22 protein-coding genes are annotated in these 23,710 nt (G+C 58.5%); 7 read left to right on the top strand and 15 right to left on the bottom strand.

The window, feature by feature from the left end:
- Positions 1 to 2 precede the first annotated feature (2 nt).
- The 8 genes from DTQ13_RS08365 to DTQ13_RS08330 form a co-directional block, all read right to left on the bottom strand.
- Positions 3 to 1,250, bottom strand: a complete 1,248-nt coding sequence (locus DTQ13_RS08365; RefSeq protein ID WP_248460549.1) for a pyruvate dehydrogenase complex dihydrolipoamide acetyltransferase — start codon at positions 1,248 to 1,250, stop codon at positions 3 to 5.
- 5 nt (positions 1,251 to 1,255) lie between these two features.
- Complete coding sequence (locus tag DTQ13_RS08360) at positions 1,256 to 2,629, bottom strand: pyruvate dehydrogenase complex E1 component subunit beta (RefSeq protein ID WP_043560347.1); 1,374 nt, start codon at positions 2,627 to 2,629, stop codon at positions 1,256 to 1,258.
- 3 nt (positions 2,630 to 2,632) lie between these two features.
- Positions 2,633 to 3,637 carry a pyruvate dehydrogenase (acetyl-transferring) E1 component subunit alpha gene (gene pdhA / locus DTQ13_RS08355; RefSeq protein ID WP_192848099.1) on the bottom strand — a complete coding sequence of 335 codons (1,005 nt, stop codon included), beginning with the start codon at positions 3,635 to 3,637 and terminating at the stop codon, positions 2,633 to 2,635.
- A gap of 117 nt (positions 3,638 to 3,754) precedes the next feature.
- Positions 3,755 to 4,702: an indole-3-glycerol phosphate synthase TrpC gene (gene trpC, locus DTQ13_RS08350; RefSeq protein ID WP_043560355.1), complete on the bottom strand. Its 948-nt coding sequence runs from the start codon at positions 4,700 to 4,702 to the stop codon at positions 3,755 to 3,757.
- 48 nt (positions 4,703 to 4,750) lie between these two features.
- Complete coding sequence (trpD, locus tag DTQ13_RS08345; RefSeq protein WP_248460548.1) at positions 4,751 to 5,824, bottom strand: anthranilate phosphoribosyltransferase; 1,074 nt, start codon at positions 5,822 to 5,824, stop codon at positions 4,751 to 4,753.
- Positions 5,824 to 6,423, bottom strand: coding sequence for an aminodeoxychorismate/anthranilate synthase component II (locus tag DTQ13_RS08340; protein ID WP_043560360.1), 600 nt, complete (start codon positions 6,421 to 6,423; stop codon positions 5,824 to 5,826). Before DTQ13_RS08340 ends, trpD begins: the two co-directional genes overlap by 1 nt.
- Positions 6,420 to 7,934 carry an anthranilate synthase component I family protein gene (locus DTQ13_RS08335; protein ID WP_081563095.1) on the bottom strand — a complete coding sequence of 505 codons (1,515 nt, stop codon included), beginning with the start codon at positions 7,932 to 7,934 and terminating at the stop codon, positions 6,420 to 6,422. The genes DTQ13_RS08340 and DTQ13_RS08335 overlap by 4 nt, the downstream gene beginning before the upstream one ends.
- Positions 7,931 to 9,898: a peptidylprolyl isomerase gene (locus tag DTQ13_RS08330; protein ID WP_256462230.1), complete on the bottom strand. Its 1,968-nt coding sequence runs from the start codon at positions 9,896 to 9,898 to the stop codon at positions 7,931 to 7,933. The genes DTQ13_RS08335 and DTQ13_RS08330 overlap by 4 nt, the downstream gene beginning before the upstream one ends.
- Before the next feature lie 158 nt (positions 9,899 to 10,056).
- On the opposite strand from DTQ13_RS08330, the gene tpiA reads away from it, so the two are divergent.
- The 4 genes from tpiA to kdsA all read left to right on the top strand — a co-directional run bounded on the left by tpiA (position 10,057) and on the right by kdsA (position 13,737).
- Positions 10,057 to 10,851 (top strand): triose-phosphate isomerase, encoded by a 795-nt coding sequence (tpiA, locus tag DTQ13_RS08325; RefSeq protein WP_043560363.1) that lies wholly within the window; start codon positions 10,057 to 10,059, stop codon positions 10,849 to 10,851.
- Between the two features lie 18 nt (positions 10,852 to 10,869).
- Positions 10,870 to 11,199, top strand: coding sequence for a preprotein translocase subunit SecG (gene secG / locus DTQ13_RS08320; protein ID WP_043560365.1), 330 nt, complete (start codon positions 10,870 to 10,872; stop codon positions 11,197 to 11,199).
- A 73-nt stretch (positions 11,200 to 11,272) separates the two neighbouring features.
- Positions 11,273 to 12,916, top strand: a complete 1,644-nt coding sequence (locus tag DTQ13_RS08315) for a CTP synthase (protein WP_043560366.1) — start codon at positions 11,273 to 11,275, stop codon at positions 12,914 to 12,916.
- The gene (kdsA, locus tag DTQ13_RS08310) at positions 12,913 to 13,737 is read left to right on the top strand and encodes a 3-deoxy-8-phosphooctulonate synthase (RefSeq protein WP_103765486.1); all 825 of its coding nucleotides are present in this window, start codon (positions 12,913 to 12,915) and stop codon (positions 13,735 to 13,737) included. Before DTQ13_RS08315 ends, kdsA begins: the two co-directional genes overlap by 4 nt.
- A 20-nt stretch (positions 13,738 to 13,757) precedes the next feature.
- Here kdsA and DTQ13_RS08305 read toward each other — a convergent pair whose 3' ends face one another.
- Positions 13,758 to 14,240 carry a DUF3429 domain-containing protein gene (locus tag DTQ13_RS08305; protein ID WP_086431032.1) on the bottom strand — a complete coding sequence of 161 codons (483 nt, stop codon included), beginning with the start codon at positions 14,238 to 14,240 and terminating at the stop codon, positions 13,758 to 13,760.
- A gap of 113 nt (positions 14,241 to 14,353) precedes the next feature.
- Between DTQ13_RS08305 and eno the strand changes: the two genes are divergently transcribed.
- Both eno and DTQ13_RS08295 read left to right on the top strand, forming a co-directional pair.
- On the top strand, positions 14,354 to 15,640 hold the full coding sequence (eno, locus tag DTQ13_RS08300; protein ID WP_043560384.1) for a phosphopyruvate hydratase: 1,287 nt from the start codon (positions 14,354 to 14,356) through the stop codon (positions 15,638 to 15,640).
- 197 nt (positions 15,641 to 15,837) lie between these two features.
- A complete protein-coding gene (locus DTQ13_RS08295; RefSeq protein WP_043560387.1) occupies positions 15,838 to 16,161 on the top strand; it encodes a septum formation initiator family protein in 324 nt (107 codons plus the stop codon).
- Positions 16,162 to 16,306: 145 nt separating this feature from the next.
- Here DTQ13_RS08295 and rpmG read toward each other — a convergent pair whose 3' ends face one another.
- From rpmG to DTQ13_RS08270, 5 genes are all read right to left on the bottom strand, one after another.
- Positions 16,307 to 16,474 carry a 50S ribosomal protein L33 gene (rpmG, locus tag DTQ13_RS08290; protein ID WP_043561310.1) on the bottom strand — a complete coding sequence of 56 codons (168 nt, stop codon included), beginning with the start codon at positions 16,472 to 16,474 and terminating at the stop codon, positions 16,307 to 16,309.
- Between the two features lie 173 nt (positions 16,475 to 16,647).
- On the bottom strand, positions 16,648 to 18,066 hold the full coding sequence (locus DTQ13_RS08285) for a hypothetical protein (protein ID WP_248460546.1): 1,419 nt from the start codon (positions 18,064 to 18,066) through the stop codon (positions 16,648 to 16,650).
- A 138-nt stretch (positions 18,067 to 18,204) separates the two neighbouring features.
- Positions 18,205 to 18,768, bottom strand: coding sequence for a CDP-diacylglycerol--glycerol-3-phosphate 3-phosphatidyltransferase (pgsA, locus tag DTQ13_RS08280; protein WP_043560391.1), 564 nt, complete (start codon positions 18,766 to 18,768; stop codon positions 18,205 to 18,207).
- A 45-nt stretch (positions 18,769 to 18,813) separates the two neighbouring features.
- Positions 18,814 to 20,691, bottom strand: a complete 1,878-nt coding sequence (uvrC, locus tag DTQ13_RS08275) for an excinuclease ABC subunit UvrC (protein WP_248460545.1) — start codon at positions 20,689 to 20,691, stop codon at positions 18,814 to 18,816.
- Positions 20,692 to 20,997: 306 nt separating this feature from the next.
- Positions 20,998 to 22,026, bottom strand: coding sequence for a dipeptidase (locus DTQ13_RS08270; RefSeq protein WP_248460544.1), 1,029 nt, complete (start codon positions 22,024 to 22,026; stop codon positions 20,998 to 21,000).
- Between the two features lie 102 nt (positions 22,027 to 22,128).
- Here DTQ13_RS08270 and DTQ13_RS08265 point away from each other — a divergent pair, with 102 nt between their 5' ends.
- Positions 22,129 to 22,923 (top strand): exodeoxyribonuclease III, encoded by a 795-nt coding sequence (locus DTQ13_RS08265; RefSeq protein ID WP_081563089.1) that lies wholly within the window; start codon positions 22,129 to 22,131, stop codon positions 22,921 to 22,923.
- 82 nt (positions 22,924 to 23,005) lie between these two features.
- Here DTQ13_RS08265 and DTQ13_RS08260 read toward each other — a convergent pair whose 3' ends face one another.
- Positions 23,006 to 23,710: a response regulator transcription factor gene (locus tag DTQ13_RS08260; RefSeq protein ID WP_043560399.1), complete on the bottom strand. Its 705-nt coding sequence runs from the start codon at positions 23,708 to 23,710 to the stop codon at positions 23,006 to 23,008.

Here is a 23,710-nt window from a genome sequence, read left to right as displayed (position 1 = left end):
GATCAAAGCACCAGAGAATAAGGGTTCTGAATGAGGTCACGCAGCGTATTGAGCCACTGCGCACCAAGAGCACCATCCACGGCACGATGATCCACCGAGAGCGTGGCCGTCATGACGGTTGCCACGGCCAGCTCACCATCCCGCACCACGGGGCGTTTCTCACCCGAAGCAACCGCAAGGATGGCAGCCTGCGGCGGATTGATGATGGCAGCGAAGTCCTTCACGCCAAACATGCCCATGTTGGAAATGGAGAACGTTCCACCCTGATAGTCCTCAGGCGAGAGCTTGCCATCACGGGCACGGGTCGCAAGACTGCGGGCCTCCTGACTGATCTCCCTGAGGCTCTTGCGGTCAGCCTGCCGGATGACCGGCGTCACCAGCCCATCCGGCACGGAGACGGCCATGGAAATGTCCACATCCTCGAAATGCAGCATCTCGGTCTCGGTGAACTGGACGTTCAGGCCCGGCAGCTTCTTCAGGGCAAGAGCCACAGCCTTGATCATCATGTCATTGACAGAGATCTTGCAGCCCTCGGCCTCCAGAGCCTTGTTCAGGCGGCTGCGCAGGGACAGCAGGGCATCCAGCTCGATATCGACAGAGACATAGAAATGCGGCACCTGTGTCTTGGATTCCGTCAGGCGGCGGGCAATCACCTTCCGCATCCCGGAATGCTTCACATGCTCCACATGACCAGCTGCCGGAGCGGCCGCAGACGACGCAACCGGAGCAGGCTTCTGCCCCTTCGCCTTCTCCACGTCACGCCGCAGGATGCGGCCATTGGGGCCTGTCCCTGCCAGGCTGGCAATATCAACCCCATGCTCCTTGGCAATGCGACGGGCCAGAGGAGAAATGAAGATGCGCTCCCCTTTGCCTTTTCCAAGTGCAGCCGGCTTCTTGTCCGGGTCGAAAGAGGAAATCTCAATCGGGGCGGGAGTCTCGTCCTTTACCCCGGCCTTCTTTTCCGGTTCCGGCTTTGTCCCGGCAGCCGGAGCCTCCGGAACATCTTCCCCCTCATCCACCAGAATGGCGATCGGGGTTTTCACGGCCACATGCTCGGTCCCTTCCGGAATGAGGATCTTCCCAAGAATCCCCTCATCCGCCGCTTCCACTTCCATGGTCGCCTTGTCGGTCTCGATCTCGGCGATCACATCGCCGGACTGGACCATGTCACCCTCTTTTTTAAGCCAACGGGCGACAGTGCCTTCCGTCATGGTCGGAGACAGGGCCGGCATTAAAATATTGATTGCCATCGGTTTCAGTCTCCAAACTGCTTGCGCACAGCCTCAACAATCCATTCCGGCTTGGGCAGGGCCAGCTTCTCCAGATTTGCTGCATAAGGGAGAGGAATATCCAGCCCGCAGACACGGGCCGGAGGGGCATCCAGCCAGTCAAAGGCCTGCTCGACGGCAACCGTGCAGATTTCGGACCCGATGCCCGCAACCGGCCAGCCTTCTTCCACCGACACGATGCGGTTCGTCTTCTTCACGCTCTTGATGATCGTTTCCGTATCGAGCGGACGCAGGGTCCGCAGGTTGATCACCTCGGCCTCGATGCCCTGCTCGGCCAGAAGCTCGGCAGCTTCCAGAGCCACGCCAACCATGATGGAGAAAGCGACCAGCGTCACATCCTTGCCTTCACGCTCGATCTTGGCCTTGCCGATCGGCAGGATGAAATCCTCATCCACCGGGCATGGGAACTTCTTGCCGTACATGATCTCGTTTTCCAGAACCACGACCGGGTTCGGATCACGGATGGCCGCACGGAGCAGGCCCTTGGCATCTGCCGCAGACCACGGGGCCACGACCTTCAGGCCCGGAATGTGGGCATACCAGCTGCCAAAACACTGGGAATGCTGCGCCCCGACACGGGCCGCTGCTCCGTTGGGACCACGGAACACGATCGGACAGGACATCTGACCACCGGACATGTAACGTGTCTTGGCGGCAGAGTTGATGATGTGGTCCACAGCCTGAAGGGAGAAGTTCATCGTCATGAATTCGACGATCGGCTTCACACCGGACAGGGCGGCACCAACGGCCATGCCGGTGAAGCCATGCTCCGTGATGGGCATGTCCATGACACGCTTTGCACCGAATTCATCCAGAAGGCCCTGACTGACCTTGTAGGCACCCTGATACTGGGCCACTTCCTCACCGAGCAGGAATACGTCCTCATCACGACGCATCTCGGCAGCCATGGCATCACGCAGAGCCTCACGCACGGTGATCTCGGCCGTCTCCCCCCATTCAGGCTCGACCAGATCGGTCGTGGAGGTGCTGGCCGGAGCCTGTGGTGCGGGCGTCTGGGCAGGAACGTTCTTTTCCACCTTGGAAGCAGAGCCAGCCTTGGGACCGAGGTCCAGCCCGTCCGCTGCAGAAGCGTCCTCACCTTCCTCCAGCAGGACGGCGATGGGCGTGTTCACCGCCACGTGGTCCGTTCCCTCGGTGACGAGGATGCGCCCCAGAACGCCTTCCTCGACGGCTTCCATTTCCATGGTGGCCTTGTCGGTCTCGATCTCGGCGATCACTTCGCCGGGCTTGACCACATCACCTTCTTTCTTGACCCAGCGGGCCAGTGTTCCCTCCTCCATCGTCGGGGAGAGAGCAGGCATGAGAATAGGAGAGGCCATGAGTTATTCCCCCACCAGAACATCGGTCCAGAGCTCGGATGCATCCGGCTCAGGGCTGGTTTCTGCAAATTCGGCAGCATCCTTCACAGTGGCCTTCACATCCTGTTCCACTGCCTTGAAGAAGGCTTCATCAATCCCGTGCTTGATCATTTCTGCTTTCAGCGTTTCGATCGGGTCACGTGTCCGGCGCATCTCGTCCACCTCGGACCGCTGGCGGTACTTCGCCGGGTCGGACATAGAATGGCCACGATAGCGGTAAGTTTCCATCTCCAGCAGGAACGGCCCCTTGCCGGAGCGGCAATGCTCCATGGCTTCCTTGGCGGCCTGATAAACGGCGGCCACATCCATGCCATCCACCTTACGGGATGGAATTCCCCACGGAGCGGCATTCTTCGAGAGGTCCTTGGAGGCGGAGGAGCGCTCAATGGAAGTCCCCATGCCGTAACGGTTGTTCTCGATCACATAAAGGCAGGGAAGCTTGTGCAGGGCGGCGAGATTGAAGCTCTCATAAACCTGCCCCTGATTGGACGCACCCTCACCGAAATACACGATGGAAACGGCACCATCCTTCTTGTAGGCACTCGTCAGGGCAAGGCCGGTCCCGATGGCCACCTGCGCTCCGACAATACCATGCCCTCCGTAGAACTCCTGTTCCTTTGAAAACATGTGCATGGAGCCACCCTTGCCGTGGGAATACCCCCCTGAACGGCCTGTGAGCTCCGCCATGACGCCACGGGCCGTCATGCCAGCCACCAGCATCTGCCCGTGATCACGATAGGAGGTGATGGAACGGTCGCCCTTCTTCATGGCGAGACCGATACCGGCCACAACAGCTTCCTGACCGATATAAAGATGGCAGAAGCCACCGATCAGCCCCATGCCGTACAGCTGGCCGGCCTTTTCCTCGAAGCGACGCACAAGGAGCATTTCCCTGTAGGCACGCTCCATTTCCTCCCGTGATAGCGCCGGGCCATTCTGCCGGTTCGGCGCGTCCGTCATAGAACCCATGACACTCTCCCGCGGTTGACGATTTCAGATAGGGCGGACTTGTAACAACAGTCCCTTCCAAAAGCTAGCTATCCGAGACCCCCTCCAACCATTTTTTATACCGGACCGGTACTCTTTTCAGAAACCGAGCAGCCTGCGGGCTGCAAGCCCCGGATCTTCCTCACGCAACAGTGATTCTCCGACCAGAACGGCACTGCACCCTGCCTCGCCAACCTTGGCCAGATCATCCGGCGTGGCAATGCCACTCTCGGACACGACAAGACGATCTGGCGGAACCTGCGGAGCAAGGTCCAGCGTCGTCTGAATGTCCGTCTTCAATGTCTTGAGGTTCCTGTTGTTGATGCCGATCAGGAAACTGTCATAAGCAAGCGCCCGATTCAGCTCTTCTTCGTTGTGCACCTCAAGCAGCACATCCATGTCCAGACCACGGGCCAGAGCGATCAGCTCAACAGCCTCATCTTCCTTCAGGGCGGCCATGATAAGCAGGATGCAGTCCGCCCCGATGAGGCGGCTCTCATGAACCTGCCATGGCTCAAGGATGAAATCCTTCCGCAGGATCGGAAGGCTGCATGCAGCACGGACGGCCTGAAGGTCTTCCGCACTCCCGTGGAAACAGGACCCTTCCGTCAAAACGGAAATACAGCTTGCCCCAGCATTCTGATAGGACCGGGCGATCTGCGCCGGATCATACTCAGGCCGCAGGATTCCTGCCGATGGAGATGCTTTTTTCACCTCTGCGATGAGTCCCACACGCCTGTCAGCCGTAATATGCTGAAGGGCCTGACCAAACCCACGGGTCGGCATGGAGACTTCCTTTGCCTTGGCAGCAATCTCCTTCAGCGGCATCACCTGCATCCGCTGCTCGACATCAAGGCGGGTCCGGGCACAGATGCGCTCCAGCACATCACCGCCGCTCTCCCCGCTACCTGATGTGGCAGGCTGGGGGACTTCCGACGCTACCGCCTCCTGTGCATCACCATTTGAAGGGACATCAGAAGCCGGAACCTGTCCACCATCCTCTGCAGGGGCAAAAGCAGCCATCGACCGCTGTGGCAAAAAAATCATGATCGTCCTGAATCTTTACCTTGGAACATTACCGAACGGTTCTAGCGTTCAGTCCTGAGCACTTACACCCGTTTGAGCCCGGATTAAAGCCTTCCGGGCCAGCCCTTCATCAAGGGAGCGGGCTGCCTCGGCCACGTTGCGCCTCAGAGCGGGAACAGAGAGACGGCCACTCTCAAGCAGATTCCCCCGCCCGGCAACATGCAGGCCAACAGCTGCATTCAACAGCACCGTATCCCGATAACAGCCTGTTTCTCCTGCAAAAAGAGCCCTCATGCGCTGGGCATTGCAGATGGGGTCTCCCCCCTTCAGGGCGGCAATGCCGTAATGCGGCAGACCGGCCATTTCCGGTGTCAGGTCAAAAGAAATGATCTCCCCATTCTCCCACACATCATTGTGTGTTGGGCCGGCGAGAGTCAGTTCATCAATTCCGCCTTCATCCGTATGACCATGCACAACCCAAGCGGAAACAGCCCCCAGCTCACCCAGCACCCGGGCCACTGGCCGGCACCAGACTTCATCAAACACGCCCACCAGCTGCCGCCGGACCCGCGCCGGATTGCAGAGCGGCCCCAGAAGGTTGAAGAGTGTCCTGAAACCAAGCTGTTTGCGAACAGGTGCAGCCACACGCATGGCCGGGTGATGGAACGGCGCTGCCAGAAAAGCGAGATTTTCCTGCCTCAGACGTTTTTCCTGCCGGGCATGGTCCGCATCGGCAGGAATCCCCAGAGCTTCCAGAACATCCGTTGCCCCGGCCCTGGAAGACAGGGCCCGCCCCCCGTGCTTGGCCACGGGCACGCCCAGCCCAGCCAGAACAAAGGCCGTGGCTGTGGAGACATTCAATGTTCCCAGGCCATCGCCCCCTGTGCCGCAGACATCCACCGTGTCATCCGGCACGTTCTGCAAGGCCTGCATACTCTGCCGCACGGCCTGCACAGCACCTGAAAGCTCCTCAACGGTCTCTCCTCGCATCTGAAGGGCCATCAGGAAAGCGGCAAGTTCAATATCCGAAACGGCTCCCTGCATGATGAGCCTGAAAGCCTGCTCCGCCTCAGAAACATCCAGCTCCTTTCTGGCGGCGACTTTCCTGAGAAAAGACGCAAATGGCTTCTCCTGCCCGCCCATCAGCCAGTTGCACCCTCTTTCTGCGGAAGAACATTGGCCAGTCGCAAAAAGTTGGCCAGAAGGTCACGCCCGGAATTGGAGGCAATGCTTTCAGGGTGGAACTGCACACCATGGATCGGATGCTCCCGGTGACGGACCCCCATGATAACACCATCCTCCGTCCTTGCATTGACGATGAGCGAATCCGGTATGCTGTCCGGGTCCAGCGTCAGGCTGTGATAGCGCACCATATCCACCGGGTCGGGCAGTCCGGCAAAGACCCCGCTGCCATCGTGATGGATGGCATTGATCTTGCCATGCATCGGCACGGCAGACCGGACGACCTTCGCCCCGAAGACCTGCCCAATGGACTGGTGGCCCAGACAGACACCCAGCACGGGGACCTTCCCCGCTGCTTTTTCAATCAGCTCACAGCAGATACCCGCTTCATCGGGAGAACAGGGGCCGGGAGACAGCACAATGGCAGAAGGATTCATCTCCAGCGCCCGGTCTGCGGTCAGCGCATCATTCCGTTTCACCGCACATTCCACACCCAGTGCTCCGAAATGATGCACCAGATTGAAAGTGAAACTGTCATAGTTATCAATCAGCAGGATCATCTGACTCTCTCCTCACATCCAGAGGTCATATCTGCTTTCTCAGATGATGTGCGGGATGAGGAATTACACCCCCCTTCCCCAGAAAACGCCTGCTGCCCATTATGAACAGCCTGACCAATGGCCGCCTCCGCAGCAGTGAAGAGCGCCCGGGCCTTGGCTCTCGTCTCCTGATATTCCGCCTCAGGGTCAGATTCCGCCACGACACCGCAACCGGCCTGCACATGCATCTGGCCATCCTTCAGCAGGGCCATGCGCAGACCGATGCAGGTATCCATGTCACCATCCGCTCCGAAATAGCCGACACACCCGGCATAAGGGCCACGCCGGGTGGGCTCCAGCTCGTCAATGATTTCCATGGTGCGTATCTTCGGCGCCCCGGTCAGCGTTCCCGCCGGGAAAGCAGCCGAGAGAGCATCCAGCGCCCCGCACCCCGGCTTCACCCGGCCCGTCACGGTCGATGAAATATGCATGACATGGCTGTAGCGCTCCACCACGAAACGGTCGGGCACCTCCACGGTCCCGAGCTGGGACACACGCCCCACGTCGTTCCTGCCCAGGTCGATCAACATGAGATGCTCGGCAAGCTCCTTGCCATCAGCGAGCAGCTCTTTCTCCAGTGCTAGATCATGGGCCCGATCCCGCCCGCGGGGCCGGGTTCCGGCCAGAGGACGGACCGTTACGATACCATCCCGCATCCGCACCAGAATCTCCGGGGACGACCCTACGAGGGTGAATTCACCCAGCTCCATCAAAAACAGGAACGGTGCCGGATTGATGCGCCGCAAACTGCGATACAGGGCCAGTGACGACAGGGGAAACGCTGTCGTGAAACGCTGGCTCGGAACAATCTGGAAGGCATCACCCGCTGCAATATAATCCTGCGCCGTCCTCACCTTCTGGAGGAAAGCCTCATGCGTGATGTTGGAAACAGGCTCCGCCAGCCGGGTTCCCTCTGGCAGGGTCTCTGCCGGGTCAGCAACGGGCTGCCGCAGAGCGGCCACAGCCTTCTCCAGCAGCGCCTCCCCTTCTGCCCTGGCCATGCCATCACGCAACGGGGTGGCCAGAATCAGCTCGTCCCGCACCGTATCGAACACAGCAAACAGCCGGGGACGGATCATCACCCCTTCTGGCAGGTCCAGGTCATTCGGCGGCGGGTTGGGAAGGTCTTCCATCTGCCGGACCATGTCATAGCCCAGCACGCCAAAGACACCCCCAATCATCGGGGGCAACCCCTCCGGCAGGTCCATACGGCTCTCATCAAGCAGAGCCTTCAGCGACACCAATGGAGCCGCCTCTTCCGGCCTTCCATCACGGAATGCCTGACCATCCTTGCAGCGCCAGATCGTATCCGGCAGCAGGGCTATGATGGAATACCGCCCTCTGGCAGCGCCTCCCTCCACACTCTCGAAAAAGAGGCGGTACGGATCATCCACCAGACGGGAAAGACGGAGAAAAACCGAGAGCGGTGTCAGCAGATCGGCTGCTTCTACCCTATGTAATATCCTGCTCACTGCTGGCCCAACCTTCCTGAAATCATGCTCAGCACCCTCTCATTCACATCACTGAACAGAGCTGCATTGAAATGACGAGGAGGAGCCTCCCGGGTATAGGACATGCCCAGCGTCTCCTGAAGATCATTGCGGTAAGCCCCGGCTATCAGGCTTGCCTGACGCTGCCGGATGGCCTGCATCATGGTCGGTGATTCCGCATACTGCCCTGTCACATTGACAAGCCAGTAGCCATCTCCCTCCTGGAGCATGGCTGTCTGTCCCTGTTTCTGCTCAAGCGCCGCCCTGAGAATGAGGGCGGGCACATCGTTCCGCAGCTGGAGGCGAGAAAAATGCTCATCCTTCTGGAGCATGGCTTCCTCTTTCTGTCCTGCCAGAGCCTGACGCAGCCCCTCTTTTTTCGCCTGCTGATACAGGGCGGTGACCCTCTGCTCAGTGGCGTGTTTCCGGGCATCCGCCAGCCAGGCATCCTTGACGGCCTGCTGCACGGCCTCGTACGGCTCCTGCCTGCCCGGCGTGACACCATCCACCAGCACGGCAAAAGCACTGCCATCCGGTCCGGTCACGACATGCGGCGGCTCATCTTTCTTCTGACTGAAGACCTGCTCTATCAGAGCCTGACGCAGGGCGGCATCACCCGGCAAAGGAGCAGGCTCCCCGCCCGGCAGATTGCCATGGGAATCCAGACTGCCTTCCAGAGGGAAAGCACCAATGTCTGCCGGAACCTTGTCCAGCGTGACAGACCCGGCCACGGCCTCCTCAAAGGCTCTCTGACGGTCCTTCAGCATGGCCGCCGCCCGTTCATTGGCCAGATCCTCACGGAGACTGTCCTTCAGGCTTTCAAAACTGGCATGTCTCGCAGACTTGACGGACAGCACATGTACCACGCTCCAGCCAGCGGCCGTATGAACAGGCGCAGAAACATGACCCTCCGGCGTGGCAAACGCTGCCTTGCCCAAGGCCTCATCAGGCAGATCGGTCAGACGGGCGTCATTCAACGTGGCAGGAATGGCTTTGGGGTGCTGCTTCTGCAAAGCCGCCCAAGACTGCCCTCCCCGCCATGCTGCCGCCAGACTCTTTGCCGTAGCCTCATCCGTCACGGCCAGCACCTCAATGGAGCGCAGTTCCGGACTGTTATGCCGGGCCGCCTCGGCGGGGTCCTGCATCTTCATCCTGTATGCCGCCTGAAGGTCCTCATCAGAAATCTGGATCGTCTTTGCGACACTGCCTGCCGTCATGATCACGATCCGGGCATGACGGTACTCCGGCTGCCGGAACTGCCAGAGATGGTTCTGATAATAACGCTTCAGCTGCCCATCAGTCGGTTGGGCAGACACCTCTCCCAGAGAGAACGGCAGACGCACCATATCCACCACGGCGCCATGACCGATATAGTTCATCAGCCAATCCAGCTCCTGCGCCGGGGGCTGCACGGTTTTACCGAATGCAAGCAGAGTGGCACTACCATAAAGCATGCGCCGTACTTCCTGCGTCAGATCCTGATGACTCATATTGTTACGCCCGAGCACCGCCTCCATCTTCTGCGGGTCAAAGCGGCCACGGGGATCCTGGAAATCCGGCATGGTAAAAACAACCCCACGAATCGTTTCATCCCCAGGATTGAGGCCATTCCGCCTGCCAGCCAGTTCTCCCTCATGCACCAGAATGAGACTGCGCAGGGCCGTATGGCCGATCTCCTGCCGTCCCTGCGGGGTCTTCAGGAATTCAGCCGAACCACCCGTCTGCTGAAGGACAGAGGCAACCTGATTCTGGATGGCTTTCTGAAACTCGGCAGGGGTGATCTTGTGTGCTCCGACCTGCACCACAGTATCACCGCCCAGACCGGCCATGCCGCCGCCCAGCCCAAAAAAGGTGCCTCCCAGTACAACAAAAGACACGAAAACCATTAAGGCGATCACCCGGCCGAGCCAGGAGTCAACCAGGAAATGACGCAGGGCAGTAATCATCGAAGACGCATATCACTTTACTGATGGCAGAATAGCATTAGCCGGGAAAACCCGCTAAGCTGCCCCAGCATAGAGATGCCGACACAGATTGACCAGCACGGCGTGTCCCTTCTCTGCTCATGCGCAGTGGATGCATCGTGCCGACCGGGGAGAGCAGAATGACCACCGTACCCAAATTCGTCATTGGGAACTGGAAAATGCAGGCTCGCCACGAGCACGGCCTACAGCTCGCACGGGACATTGCCCATGGCATGAAAGAAGCCCCGCCGCCAGCCCACCTTCACACCATCATCTGTCCGCCTTTCACGCAGCTCGATGGTGTCCATCAGGCCCTGAAGGAAGTCTGCCTGCCCCACGAGCAGCTGGCCCTGGGGGCACAGGACTGTTACCCGGCCTCCTCCGGGCCCTTCACGGGGGATATTTCCGCCCCGATGATCCGGGACATGGGAGCACGCTATGTCATCCTGGGGCATTCCGAACGGCGCCAGAACCATGGGGAGACGGACGCAGTCATCCGTCAGAAGGTCAAGGCCGCCACGGCAGCCGGACTGACGCCAATCGTCTGCATTGGCGAACATCTGGCTGAACGGAACGAAGGTCGGGCCGCCAGCGTACTTTCCACACAGATTGAGGGCTCCCTGACACGAGGCTTCCGTGGAATCGTGGCCTATGAGCCTGTCTGGGCCATCGGCAGTGGTATCACACCCTCCCGGGAAGAGCTCCAGAGAAAGCTCCAGCTGATCCGTGCCCTGCTGCCAATGAGACTCATGACGGATGACATTCGTGTTCCGGTCCTGTATGGCGGGTCTGTAACTTCCGTGCAGGCTCCCTCCATCATGTCCATAGAGGCAGTGGATGGGGTGCTTGTCGGCAGTGCCAGCCTCGAGGCACGAAGCTTCCTGGACATCATTGGCGCTGCGGCTGAAGCAACAACGCCTCAGCCTTCCCCATAACCTGTTGGACCTGACTGCATGACCACATTACTGCTTATCCTCACTGTTCTGGTTGCCCTGGCCCTCATCGGCATTATCCTGATCCAGCGTAGCGAAGGCGGTGGTCTCGGCGTTGGCAGCAGTCAGGGACTTGGCTCCTTCATGTCCGGCCGGGGGACAGCCACCCTGCTGACCCGCGGTACGGCCGTTCTGGCTGCCATTTTCATGATTCTCTGCCTATGTCTGGCCGTGCTGAACCGTGGGGCCTCCAGCGGTGGCAACACGCGGGACATTCTGGCCCATCCTCCTGCCAGCCAACCAGCAGCTCCAGCGGCTCCGACAGCGCCGTCCCAGCCACAGCATCCCTGAGGCCATTTTTGGGGGAAGCGGAGCACATAATCTGCTTCCCCTTCCCCCCCTCTTCACTATATAAGGGCCTCCCATGACGCGCTTTGTTTTTGTGACGGGTGGGGTTGTATCCTCCCTCGGTAAAGGTATCGCTTCGGCGGCTCTGGCTGCCCTCCTCCAGGCTCGTGGGCACAAGGTCCGCATCAGGAAGCTGGACCCTTATCTGAATGTTGATCCGGGAACGATGAGCCCGTATCAGCATGGTGAGGTGTTCATCACTGATGACGGTGCCGAGACCGACCTCGATCTCGGTCATTACGAGCGTTTTACGGGTGTTCATGCCCGTCGCTCCGACAACACCACGACGGGCCGCATTTACTCCGATGTCATCGCCCGGGAACGCCGGGGCGATTACCTCGGGGCTACGGTCCAGGTCATTCCGCACATCACGGATGCCATCAAGGAAGCCGTGGTTACCGATACGGATGGCTACGATTTTGTCCTGGTTGAAATCGGCGGCACGGTTGGCGACATTGAGAGTCTTCCTTTCCTGGAAGCCATCCGCCAGCTCCGCAATGATCTGGGGCATGAGAACACCATGTGTGTTCACCTGACCCTCCTGCCTTACATTCCCTCCGCTGGTGAGCTGAAAACCAAGCCGACCCAGCATTCCGTCAAGGAACTCCAGAATGTCGGCCTCCAGCCGCAGATTCTGCTCTGCCGCTCCGACCGTCCCATTCCGCAGACAGAGCGGCAGAAAATTGCCAGCTTCTGCAATGTCCGTCCCGAAGCCGTAATTGCAGCGCTGGATGTCGATACAATCTACGCCTGCCCTATCGCCTATCACGAGCAGGGCATGGATCGTGAAGTTCTGCGTTATTTCGGCCTGCCGTTCGAAACAGCGCCAGACCTCTCCCGCTGGGAGAAAATCGTCCGTGGCGTTCGGGAGCCGAAAGGCGAAGTCCGCATCGGCATCGTCGGCAAATATACGGCCCTGCTGGACAGCTACAAGTCCCTTGCCGAGGCCCTTCTGCATGGTGGCATCTCGCAGGATGTCCGTGTCCATATGAACTGGATTGATGCAGAAGAACTGGAAGACCCCTCCAGTCTTGAAGAGCAGCTGCGTGGCATGGATGGCATCCTCGTGCCGGGCGGCTTTGGCGAACGTGGGTCTGAAGGCAAGATCAATGCTGTCCGTTATGCCCGTGAAAACCGGATTCCGTTCCTTGGAATCTGCTTCGGGATGCAGATGGCCGTTATTGAATGTGCCCGCTCCCTCGCAGGCCTGAAGAAGGCCTCCTCCACGGAGTTCGGCCCGACAGATGAGCCACTGGTCGGCCTGATGACCGAATGGGCCCGTGGCACGGAACTGCTGCGCCGCCGTGAAGGAGGCGACCTTGGCGGAACCATGCGTGTCGGTGCCTATCCGGCCAAACTGGTTGAAGGCTCCCGTGTTGCAGAGGTCTACGGCCGGACGGACATCCGTGAGCGCCACCGCCATCGCTGGGAAGTCAACGTCCATTACCGTGACGTGCTGGAAAAAACGTCCCTGCGCTTCTCTGGCATGTCTCCCGATGGCGTTCTGCCCGAGGTGGTGGAATATCCAGACCATCCCTGGTTTATCGGTGTGCAGTACCATCCAGAGCTGCTTTCCAAGCCGTTCGACCCGCACCCGCTTTTCGTAGGGTTTGTCGGCGCTGCAAAAAAAGAACATCTGTCACGGGAACAGGATGTATGAGCGTCCCTCTGGGCAAATTTATCATTGGTCAGGATCAGCCCTTCCGGCTGATCGCTGGCCCGTGCCAGATCGAATCCCGTGATCACGCCTTCTTCATGGCCGAAGCCCTGCATGGGCTCTGTCAGGAGCTGGATATCAAGCTGATTTACAAAAGCAGTTTCGACAAGGCCAACCGCAGTTCCGTCCATGCTGCCCGTGGTGTCGGTATGGAGGAAGGGTTGAAAATCCTCTCCGACATCCGGTCCCGCTTCAATATTCCTGTGCTGACGGATGTTCACGCACCGGAACAGTGTGCTCCTGCAGCTGAAGCTGTGGATGTTCTCCAGATTCCGGCTTTTCTCTGCCGTCAGACAGACCTTCTTCTGGCCGCTGGACGGACAGGACGGGCCATCAATGTCAAAAAAGGGCAGTTCCTCGCTCCGCAGGACATGCAGAACATTGTCGACAAGCTGAAATCTACCGGCAATGAGCGTATCCTGCTCTGCGAACGTGGCACCTGCTTCGGCTACAATACACTCATCAACGACATGCGGGCCCTCCCCATCATGGCGCGCACCGGCTATCCCGTCGTCTTCGATGCCACCCACTCCGTGCAGCAACCGGGCGGATTGGGTACAGCCACCGGAGGGCAGCGTGAATTCGTTGCTCCGTTGGCCCGGGCCGCCCTGGCGACAGGTGTCAGCGCCCTGTTTATCGAGACCCATCAGGAACCGGATACGGCCCCCAGTGATGGCCCGACCATGATCCCCCTTGCTGAAATGCGGTCATTGCTGACCCCACTCAAAAAGATTGACGAACTCGTGAAAGCTGAGGGCCTCTGATCAGAGGCCCTTCCTCCCTCTCAAAACTGGCCTTGCGGTGAGAGAAGGGCAAACAGGAAGCCAATCACGCACAGACCGGTGCTGATGGCCCGGACCATGATATATCCCTGCGGCAGGTCACCATGCCGGTTGGCGATTCGTTCCAGAGCAAAAATTCCTGCAAAGCCGATTGCCTCCAGCCCGAAGCCTGTGCGCAGATTTCCCAGCAGGCCTACGCAGAGGGCAAGCCACCCCCAGAGAAACGCAAACGTCCCTGAAAGAAGCGCCCGCCTGTCCCGCAGGCTCTCTCCCTTTGGCGGAATGATCGTGGGTTTGCTGGCCAGCAAACCCCACTGTACAGCCCCATAAAAAGGCAGGAGGCATCCCCCATAGGCCAGAAGGATCTGGCTGAGATGTGGCAGGGATGTCAGCACACCCGCCAGAAACAGCCAGCCCCCCACCAGAAAGGGAAAAACGCCGCCAAGCGCAACAAGCATGGCAGCCGTGACAGGAAATTGTCGCATCTTAATTGACCTCGGGCGCGGATTTTGAGACTGAAATAGAGCGAAAGCGGATCCGGTCTGCGAGCTGATAATAGGCCGTTCGGGGTCCGCCGCATAGAGTCAGGAGAAGTCCCTTGAGCGCTATTGTTGATATTATTGCCCGCGAAATTCTGGACAGCCGTGGTAACCCGACTGTTGAGGTAGATGTTGAACTGGCCTCCGGTGTGACCGGCCGTGCCGCTGTTCCTTCCGGTGCCTCCACCGGTGCCCACGAAGCTGTAGAACTGCGTGATGGCGACAAAAAACGCTTCCACGGCAAGGGTGTCCTGAAGGCCGTCAACGCCGTGAACACGGAGATCGCCGACAAGCTGCGTGGCATGGAATCTGAAGACCAGATCGCCATCGACCAGGCCATGATCGACCTTGATGGTACACCGAACAAAGGCCGCCTTGGCGCCAATGCCATTCTCGGTGTGTCCCTCGCCGTGGCCCGTGCTACAGCTGAAGAGCTGGACCTGCCGCTGTATCGCTATGTTGGCGGCACATTCGCCCATGTTCTGCCGGTCCCGATGATGAACATCATCAACGGTGGTGAGCATGCGGACAACGCCATCGACTTCCAGGAATTCATGATCCAGCCGGTCGGGGCTTCTTCCGTTGCTGAAGCCATCCGCATGGGCTCCGAAATCTTCGCCTGTCTGAAGAAAGAGCTGCACAAGAACGGCCTGAACACCAACGTTGGTGATGAAGGTGGTTTTGCTCCGAACCTGAAGTCCACAGAGGAAGGCCTGAAGTACATCGAGAAGGCCGTTGCCGATGCCGGCTACAAGTTCGGTACGGACATCACCATCGCTCTCGACTGTGCCTCCACCGAGTTCTACAAGAACGGCCGTTACGAGATGAAGGGCGAAGGCAAGAGCTTCTCCTCCAGCGAGATGGTCTCCTACCTTGAGGAACTGACCAAGAAATTCCCGATCGTCTCCATCGAGGATGGTCTGGCTGAAGATGACTGGGAAGGCTGGAAAGAGCTGACAGAGCGTCTGGGTGACCGCATCCAGCTGGTCGGTGACGATCTCTTCGTGACCAACCCGGCCCGCCTGAAGGAAGGCATCGAGAAGGGTGTTGCCAACTCCCTGCTCGTGAAGGTGAACCAGATCGGCTCCCTGACAGAGACACTGCACGCTGTGGAAATGGCCCAGCGCGCTGGCTATACCACTGTCATGAGCCACCGTTCTGGTGAGACAGAGGACAGCACCATTGCCGACCTCGCCGTCGCCGTGAACACGGGGCAGATCAAGACCGGGTCCCTCTCCCGCTCCGATCGCATGGCCAAGTACAACCAGCTGATCCGCATTGAGCAGCAGCTGGGCAAGAGCGCCAAGTATGCTGGTCACAGCATCCTGAAAAAAGCCCGCAAGTAATTACGGGAGCAAGTCAGCCGGTTCTCCCGCTGAACTTGCAGAAAGGCCTCCACCTGGAAATGGGTGGGGGCTTTTTTTATACCTCCCTTCAGATTTTCTCTCTGGCATGGCCGGCAGATACCTTGCCTCTCCCGCCAACCGCTTATAAGGTGATAACCGTTTCAACCTGATCAACATGAAGACCGAGGAGCCATTGCATGATCGCTCTGCTACGGCGTGGACTGGGTGCTGTATTCGCTCCGCTCCTCTTTCTGCTTCTGACAGCCTATTTCATCTGGAATGCCCTGCATGGGACTCTTGGTATTGAGGCCTATCAACGACAGAAGAAACTTCAGGCAGAGGCACAGTCCGCCCTGCTGGATGCCCATAAGGAGCAGGACATCTGGCGTCGGCGCGTCATGGCGCTGAATGAAAGAGCCCTGGACCCGGACATGCTGGATGAACGGAGCCGAGTGATGCTCAACAGCAGCCGCAAGGGCGATCTGGTCATTCCCTACGGTGAGAAAAATTCTCTTTATTGACAGACAGGATAAGCGGGCTCTGCCCCCGCTCACCTCACGTTTCCCTGCAAACCATCAAGGCGTTTCTACACGCTTGGGGGCAATGACACATAAAAAAAAGCGGCCCCAAAAGGCCGCCTTTCTTTTTCGTCAAATGGAATGACGATTACTTGATCTTCGCTTCACGGAAAACAACGTGCTTGCGCACGACCGGGTCGTACTTGCGTACTTCCATCTTCCCCGTTGCCGTACGGGCATTCTTCTTCGTGACATAGAAATAACCCGTATCTGCAGAAGAAACGAGACGGATCATGATTACGTTTGTCTTGGCCATACTACCCTCGGACTGCTGCCGCATGATGGGACGCTGCTTCATCAGTGCTCGGAGCAGCACATCCCCTATACCTGAGCGGGACAATGATACCTTGAGCCTTTCAGGTCAAGCCCTTTCCAGCCCACGATACCCTCATTGAGACAGATTATGCTCTTTTTCTCACAAGATTGGTCTCATTTGTCCCAGTCAAACTGATAAACCCTTTCACTCTTATGAGAATGATGGGACCTCGCAGGAGCCTCAAAGCCCAGAGCATCCACGTAATCATCATCACGTTTTCTGCTCGGATGATGACGCCCCTTCTGGGCATGTGCTTCCACATGCCGCCCGGCGACCGTGTGATGCTCCTTCTCGGTAACCACCACCTCATGCTGACGGGCCTGCGTGCGCCTATGCGTCCAGTGCGGCTCCACAACCGGCTGTGCTGCATCCACCACTGCAGCCTCATGCCTGTGATGTGCTCCAGCCTTGCCCTTGGACCTGTGCTGTCTGCCCATCTCTTCATCAGCTCCAGACTGTTGTGGAAGAGGAGCCGCTACGACACCAGTCTCAGGCTGCTGACGGGGTGCTTCCGTAACGGCTGGTACCTGACGTACAGGACGCTGCGGTTCGGAAGGAACCTCAACCCTGGGCTGCGGACGGGGCACTTCCGTAACGGCTGGCGCCTGACGTACAGGACGCTGCGGTTCGGAAGGAACCTCAACCCTGGGCTGCGGACGGGGCACTTCCGTAACGGCTGGTGCCTGACGTACAGGACGCTGCGGTTCGGAAGGAACCTCGACCCTGGGCTGCGGACGGGGCGCTTCCGTAACGGCTGGCGCCTGACGTACAGGACGCTGCGGTTCGGGAAGAACCTCGACCCTGGGCTGCGGACGGGGCGCTTCCGTAATCGTCGGCTCCCTGTAGGCTGGCTGCCGGGATACGGCACCCCCGCCAGCCCTGCGCTCCAGATGGGAAAGCGGTTCTGCCGGCGGTGCCTTCTGGAGCTCGGCCTGAGCCTCCTGCCGCGATTCCTCAGAAGAATGAACATGCCCGAATGTTCTGGCATGTGCGTACAGGGACGCCTTGCCCGCACTGACAACCTTCACACTGCCATCAGGAGCAATGAGCGTATCCGTTCCATCACCATTGGGAATGGTAACCACACCCCGCCCTGCGGGCTCCATGTAAGGCCGCGCATTATCCTTGACATGGGATGGAATGGGTTTGCCTATGGGCATCACGCCCTTACCGGACCCATAACGCTGCCCGACATCTTCCCCGACACTCATGCCCTGGCCATCATTGAGCTGCTGCCGGAGATCCGCATCAAGCTGTGGTCGCGCCTTCTGCCATTTCTCAACAAAATTCCTGTCAGACCGGCTGACATCCTGGAGACTGGGCACAGGCTCCGGCTGACCCGGCCAGACATCCCCCTCCTCGGGAAGAACAGGCATTGTGCTCAGCTTCACTCCCCGGACACGCTGCGCCGTCTCGCTCCGGGCATCTGGCATGTTCGGATTGCCAAAAGGATTGATCGTACTGCCCAGATGCCTGTCCAGACCCGTGCAGCTGACCGAAAAACTGGTACACCCCACCGCAAAGAAGGACATGACAGCGCCTACCCTCTTTAGCTTTCCTTCCCTGCTTTTCATTCCCTACCCTTTACAACCATCGCAACCTGTCCCCAGGAAGGCTCAGCCCACCTTCTGCCACCATCATCTCGAGCTGCCAGATACCTCACACCAAGTCTATCTCCGCATCTGCGCCACGGTCGCCTTGAGGTAGCCTGTCCCCGTCAGAAGCGTCGGAATGACAGACAGCCAGAGCAGCGCAGCGCCAATTACGCCAAAGCACCATGTCACGTCATGAAAGGAGGTAGAAGCCCCCTCCCCCAGAATCAGGAAACCGATGGCCACCATCTGTGTGCCTGTCTTCCATTTGGCCAGACGGGTGGACGGAATCGTCTCATTGCGGGAGGCCATATACTCCCGCAGCCCGCTGATCATGATTTCCCGAAGCATGATGAGAATGGCTGCATACAACGAGCAGAACCGCAGCCCTCCCATCCCTGCAAGTGCCAGGAGAAGCCCCCCGACAAGGAGCTTGTCTGCGATCGGATCCATCATCCTGCCAAGGTCTGATGTCAGGCCTTGCCGACGGGCCAGAGCCCCATCGAGATAGTCGGTCACACAGGCGCCAACATACAGCAGAAACGCCATATCAGCCCACAGGCCACCACCTGCCAGACACCCGATCAGCACCGGGATGACAAGGATACGGAACAGAGTGAGAAGATTGGGAAGATTGATCACCTGATATCCCTAATATGGAAGGCCACCCCCCAACACGGTGCTCAGTCAGGGTTTTTTGAGGACGTCACTCTGTTCTCTTACCCATTCTGGATGGAAATATCCATAAATGACCTGTGCCATTTCGCGATTAATTCCCGGTACATGCTCCAGCTCTTCCAGAGCCGCCTGCCCGACATGGCGTGCAGAGCCGAAACGGGTCAGCAGAGCCTTCTTGCGAGCTGGGCCAACACCGGGAATCTCGTCGAGGCCGGAACGGGTCAACGCTCTGGAACGTCCTGCCCTGTGTGTCGTGATGACAAAACGGTGGACCTCATCCCGCAACCGCTGAAGATAGTAGAGGACAGCATCATTGACGGGCAGCTGGAACGGTTCCTTCCCCTCCACAAAGAACCATTCCCTCCCTGCATTGCGGTCCACCCCCTTGGCAATACCCACTACAGGAATGGAGGACAGGCCCCTCTCCGCCAGAATCTCCCGGACGACTCGTACCTGCCCTTTACCGCCGTCAATCAGCAGCAGGTCCGGCCAGTTTTCACTCCCTGAATCATCCGGTGTCAGCTGGGCAAAGCGACGGGTCATGACCTCCTTCATCATGCCAAAATCATCACCCGGAGCGACAGGACCACGGATGGCAAATTTCCTGTAAGCCCGCTTCACGAAACCTTCCGGGCCGCCCACAATCATGGCGCCATAGGGAGCCTGTCCCATCAGATGGGAATTGTCATAAACTTCAATACGTTTCGGTGGCTCGGGCAGGTCGAAAAGCTCGGCCACCTTTTCCAGCAGAACGGCCTGCCCGGCCGTTTCTGCAAGCCGACGCTCCAGAGCTTCACGAGCATTGAGAATGGCGTGGTCCAACACCGCCTTCTTTTCACCCCGCTGCGGCTGGAGAATCTGCACCTTCTGCCCCCGTTGCAGGCTCAGCGCTTCAGTCAACAGAGGCTGTTCAGCAGGCTCAGAACTTGTCAGCACCTGTAAAGGAGGCTGCTTGTCCTCGTAGAACTGGAGGAGAAACGCCGCAAGAACATCAGCCGCAGGCTCATCTGCCTCATGCCGGGGATAGAAAGCCCTGTTGCCATTGTTGCGACCGCCACGGATGAAAAAGACCTGGATGCAGCTCTGCCCCGCCTGCTGCCAGAGTGCAACGACATCCGCCTCCTGGATGCTGACCGGATTGATGGCTCCTGAGGCCCGTAGATTGGCAAACCCCCGGATACGGTCACGGATGAGAGCAGCCCGTTCGAAAGCCAGCTCCTCGGAAGCCTGTTCCATTTCCAGGGTCAGGCGCTGTTGCAGCTCCCGGCCGCCTCCACTCAGGAATTCCTTCGTCTGTTCCACCAGCCTCTGATACTCCAGCGGGCTGATGCGCTCCACGCAGGGAGCAGAGCAACGCTTGATCTGGTGCAGCAGGCAGGGGCGGGTCCGGGATTCGAAAACGCTGTCCGTACAGGTCCGCAACATGAAGGCCCGCTGAATGACCTGAATTGTCTGGTCCACTGCTCTGGATGACGCAAAAGGCCCCCAATAGGTTGCCCCTTTGACGGGCTTCCCCCGTTGGCGCATCAGGCGGGGATAGGCGTGATCCCCGCTCAGCAGAAGCCACGGATAACTCTTGTCATCCCGCAGAAGGATGTTGAAGCGGGGCTTCATCCGCTTGATGTAGTTGGCCTCCAGCAGCAGGGCCTCGGCCTCGGTTCGTGTCACGACAATTTCCATGCTGGCCGTCAGGGAGACCATGAGCTTCAACCGGTCCGGCAGACGGGCGACATGCGTGTAAGACGTGACCCGCTTCTTCAGGTTCAGCGCCTTGCCGACATACAGCACCTCCCCCTTCACACCGATCATGCGATACACGCCGGGACTTTCAGGAATCGTCTTCAGGGCTTTCCGAATCGTAGGGGCACCGTGGGGTCTTTCAGGCATATGTCCTAGTTTTCCGCCAGTTTTTCATGATCATGCTGCGCCTTTCATACTCATCCACCATTCCTGTGGACAAAGCTGTGAATACTCCAAGGGTAAAAGCACACAGCATAGGGTTTCTCTTCTTTTTTCATAGATTGCCCATTTTTTAGGCAAAGAATATAACCATCTGAAAAATAAGTAATTATAAAAGATTTTATCCCTGCATCCTCCCCTTTCCTGCCCCCTGATGGCGGTGTGGGCTGTCAATCCCGTTTCTGAAAAAATTACTGTGCAAAAAATACCACGAATTTTCTCAAAAAGTAAAAATCAGGTTTGACATTTCGAAATTTTATCTTCTGCCCTCTGCAACAGGCGCAGCATGTTTTCTCCACATATGGCCCGAATCTCCCCGGCATCCAGACCAGCAACAGCCAGCGCTTTGGACACATGGTGAGTCTCACTGGCATCCTGCCAGCCCTCTATCCCGCCTCCGCCATCAAAGTCGGACGAAATTCCCACATGTTCGACACCAATCCTGCGGGCCACATACAGCACATGCTCCACAAAATCTTTCAGCGTTCCACCACCACCCCGGCACAGGAATGGCCCCATGGCTGTAATCTGGATCAGGCCACCACTGGCCTTCAGTGCATCAAGCTGTCCGTCATCCAGATTGCGGGGATGATCACACAAAGCCCGCACACAGGAATGGCTGGCAAAAACAGGAACTGAGGATGCATCCACCGCCTGCATCATGGTCTTGCGGGATGCATGGGAAACATCCACCAGCACACCATGCCGGTTCATCTCACCAATAACCTCCCGCCCCAGAGCGGACAGACCGCCATGCACTTCTGCCGGCCCCTGCCGGACAACCGCCGAATCCGCCAGAAGGTTATGGCCATTATGGGTCAGGGTCATGTAACGCACGCCATGCCGCCGGGCGAGATAGCCGATCCGGGCCGGGTCATCCGCCAAGGGGTAGCCATTTTCCATGACAGGCACCAAAGCCACCTGCCCGGCCTCCGTAGCCCGCCGGATATCCGGAACTCTCCGGCACAGCACAGCCTGCCCGGAAAGATGAAGCGGAACCATCTCTTCCATCGCCTCCAGCATGGCCCGTGCTCTTTGCCACGCTGCCTCATGCCCTGCGTCATCCAGACCAGCCTGCGGTGTATAGGCAGCCAGACAGGCCACCCCCATCCTACCGGCCTGCGCCTTCGGAACGGTAAACCGGCGTTCCACATCCCGCATGGCAACATCCGCCTGGTCCCGCTTATGCCAGCAGGGCAGACCTTCCGCCGTTTTTTCGTTCCATGGAATATCAATATGGCTGTCGATCATCAGGATGGGCATATGCGGGAGACTTTCCTTATTCATTCCCCCCAGATTGGGGTAAACCCTGTTCATCGCAAGATCATCCGTTGAAATTTCCCGCTCCAGAGGAGATCAGAAAACATGCGTCTCATTACATGGAACATCAATTCACTCCGCCTCCGGCTACCCCTGCTCCAGCGTCTGATTGAGGAACAGGCCCCTGATGTCATCTGCCTTCAGGAAACCAAAGTGCCGGACCCTCTCTACCCCCGTGATGCACTGGCAGAGCTGGGTTTTCCCCATCAGCTCTATCGTGGAATGAAGAGCTATAATGGGGTCACCATTCTCTCCCGCACACCGCTGGAGCCCATTACCGGCACGCCGGACTGGTGTGGCCGGGAGGATTGCCGCCATGTGGCTGCCAGCATCCAGACAGAAACCGGGCCGGTGACGCTCCACAATTTCTACGTGCCCGCCGGTGGCGATATTCCCGACCCGCAGGAAAATGAAAAATTCGCCCATAAACTCGCCTTCCTTGAGGAGGCTACAGCATGGTTCCGGGCCAATCCGCCACAGCGGAGCATTCTGGTCGGTGATCTCAACATCGCTCCGCTGGAGCATGATGTCTGGAGCCACCGTCAGCTTCTGAAAATCGTCAGCCATACGCCACCGGAAACGACACGCCTGACCGAATGGCTTCATGCCGGATTTGAAGACGCCATGCGGAAGGCCATTCCAGAACCGGAAAAGCTCTTCACATGGTGGTCATACCGCAATCGTGACTGGAAAAAATCCAACCGGGGGCGCCGTCTGGACCATATCTGGACAACACCGGACCTTCTCCCCGGCCTGAAGACAATCAATGTCCTCAGCCCCATGCGGGACTGGACCTCCCCTTCCGACCACGTTCCCGTCATGATGGATCTGGCCGTCTGACCAGACTGGACCAGATGGCAGAAAGGCTGGCAGGACTTCCTCCTGCCAGCCTTTCTTCTGTCCGCCCTCAGGGCACCATCCGTCAGAGATCAGGATTCAGGCAGTACCCACCACCTTCCGTCAGCAGAATCCCGGCCCGGCCATGATCAGGCTCGATCTTCTGCCGCAGACGGTAGATGTGCGTTTCCAGCGTGTGGGTCGTCACCGAGGCGTGATAGCCCCAGACCTCATGCAGCAGCACGTCCCGCTCCACTGGCTGCCCACCGGCACGGTAGAGATATTTCAGGATTGCCGTTTCCTTTTCCGTCAGATGGATGCGCTGCCCCTTTTTCTGGTCCACCAGCTGTTTCCTGGCCGGATGGAAAACATAGGGACCGATATCGAAAACAACATCCTCACTGTTCTCGAAAAGACGCAGCTGCGCCCGCAGACGGGCCTTCAGCTCGCCCATGCGAAACGGTTTGGCCACATAGTCATTCGCTCCAGCATCCAGACCACGAATCACGTCATCTTCATCATGCGACCCCGTCATCATGATGATGGGGATATGAATGCCCCTCTCCCGCAGCCCGGCACAGAAATCCCGCCCGTCACCATCTGGCAGGTTCACATCCAGCAGAAGAATGTCTGTCCTGCCTCCAGAAGAGTGATCCATCACCTCCCGTGCAGCCGCAATGGTGGCAGCCTGTTCAACGCGGTACGCTTCCTCCTCTCCCAGCTGTTCAGCCAGCAGAAGGCGCAAGGCATCATCATCGTCAACAATCAGTATTGAGTGATGAGCATTCAT

Origin of the sequence: Parasaccharibacter sp. TMW 2.1888 (genome assembly GCF_023167265.1) — a bacterium.
Classification (GTDB): domain Bacteria; phylum Pseudomonadota; class Alphaproteobacteria; order Acetobacterales; family Acetobacteraceae; genus Bombella; species Bombella apis.
The sequence above is the reverse complement of the archived record's forward strand: the minus strand, read 5'-3'. Positions and strand labels throughout refer to the sequence as shown.

Coding starts and splice junctions, on each gene's coding strand:
- DTQ13_RS08365 (WP_248460549.1), bottom strand. CDS start 1,250: ATGGCAATCAATATTTTAATGCCGGCCCTGTCTCCGACCATGACGGAA.
- DTQ13_RS08360 (WP_043560347.1), bottom strand. CDS start 2,629: ATGGCCTCTCCTATTCTCATGCCTGCTCTCTCCCCGACGATGGAGGAG.
- pdhA (WP_192848099.1), bottom strand. CDS start 3,637: ATGGGTTCTATGACGGACGCGCCGAACCGGCAGAATGGCCCGGCGCTA.
- trpC (WP_043560355.1), bottom strand. CDS start 4,702: ATGATTTTTTTGCCACAGCGGTCGATGGCTGCTTTTGCCCCTGCAGAG.
- trpD (WP_248460548.1), bottom strand. CDS start 5,824: ATGGGCGGGCAGGAGAAGCCATTTGCGTCTTTTCTCAGGAAAGTCGCC.
- DTQ13_RS08340 (WP_043560360.1), bottom strand. CDS start 6,423: ATGATCCTGCTGATTGATAACTATGACAGTTTCACTTTCAATCTGGTG.
- DTQ13_RS08330 (WP_256462230.1), bottom strand. CDS start 9,898: ATGATTACTGCCCTGCGTCATTTCCTGGTTGACTCCTGGCTCGGCCGG.
- tpiA (WP_043560363.1), top strand. CDS start 10,057: ATGACCACCGTACCCAAATTCGTCATTGGGAACTGGAAAATGCAGGCT.
- secG (WP_043560365.1), top strand. CDS start 10,870: ATGACCACATTACTGCTTATCCTCACTGTTCTGGTTGCCCTGGCCCTC.
- DTQ13_RS08315 (WP_043560366.1), top strand. CDS start 11,273: ATGACGCGCTTTGTTTTTGTGACGGGTGGGGTTGTATCCTCCCTCGGT.
- kdsA (WP_103765486.1), top strand. CDS start 12,913: ATGAGCGTCCCTCTGGGCAAATTTATCATTGGTCAGGATCAGCCCTTC.
- DTQ13_RS08305 (WP_086431032.1), bottom strand. CDS start 14,240: ATGCGACAATTTCCTGTCACGGCTGCCATGCTTGTTGCGCTTGGCGGC.
- DTQ13_RS08295 (WP_043560387.1), top strand. CDS start 15,838: ATGATCGCTCTGCTACGGCGTGGACTGGGTGCTGTATTCGCTCCGCTC.
- rpmG (WP_043561310.1), bottom strand. CDS start 16,474: ATGGCCAAGACAAACGTAATCATGATCCGTCTCGTTTCTTCTGCAGAT.
- DTQ13_RS08285 (WP_248460546.1), bottom strand. CDS start 18,066: ATGTCCTTCTTTGCGGTGGGGTGTACCAGTTTTTCGGTCAGCTGCACG.
- uvrC (WP_248460545.1), bottom strand. CDS start 20,691: ATGCCTGAAAGACCCCACGGTGCCCCTACGATTCGGAAAGCCCTGAAG.
- DTQ13_RS08270 (WP_248460544.1), bottom strand. CDS start 22,026: ATGCCCATCCTGATGATCGACAGCCATATTGATATTCCATGGAACGAA.
- DTQ13_RS08265 (WP_081563089.1), top strand. CDS start 22,129: ATGCGTCTCATTACATGGAACATCAATTCACTCCGCCTCCGGCTACCC.
- DTQ13_RS08260 (WP_043560399.1), bottom strand. CDS start 23,710: ATGAATGCTCATCACTCAATACTGATTGTTGACGATGATGATGCCTTG.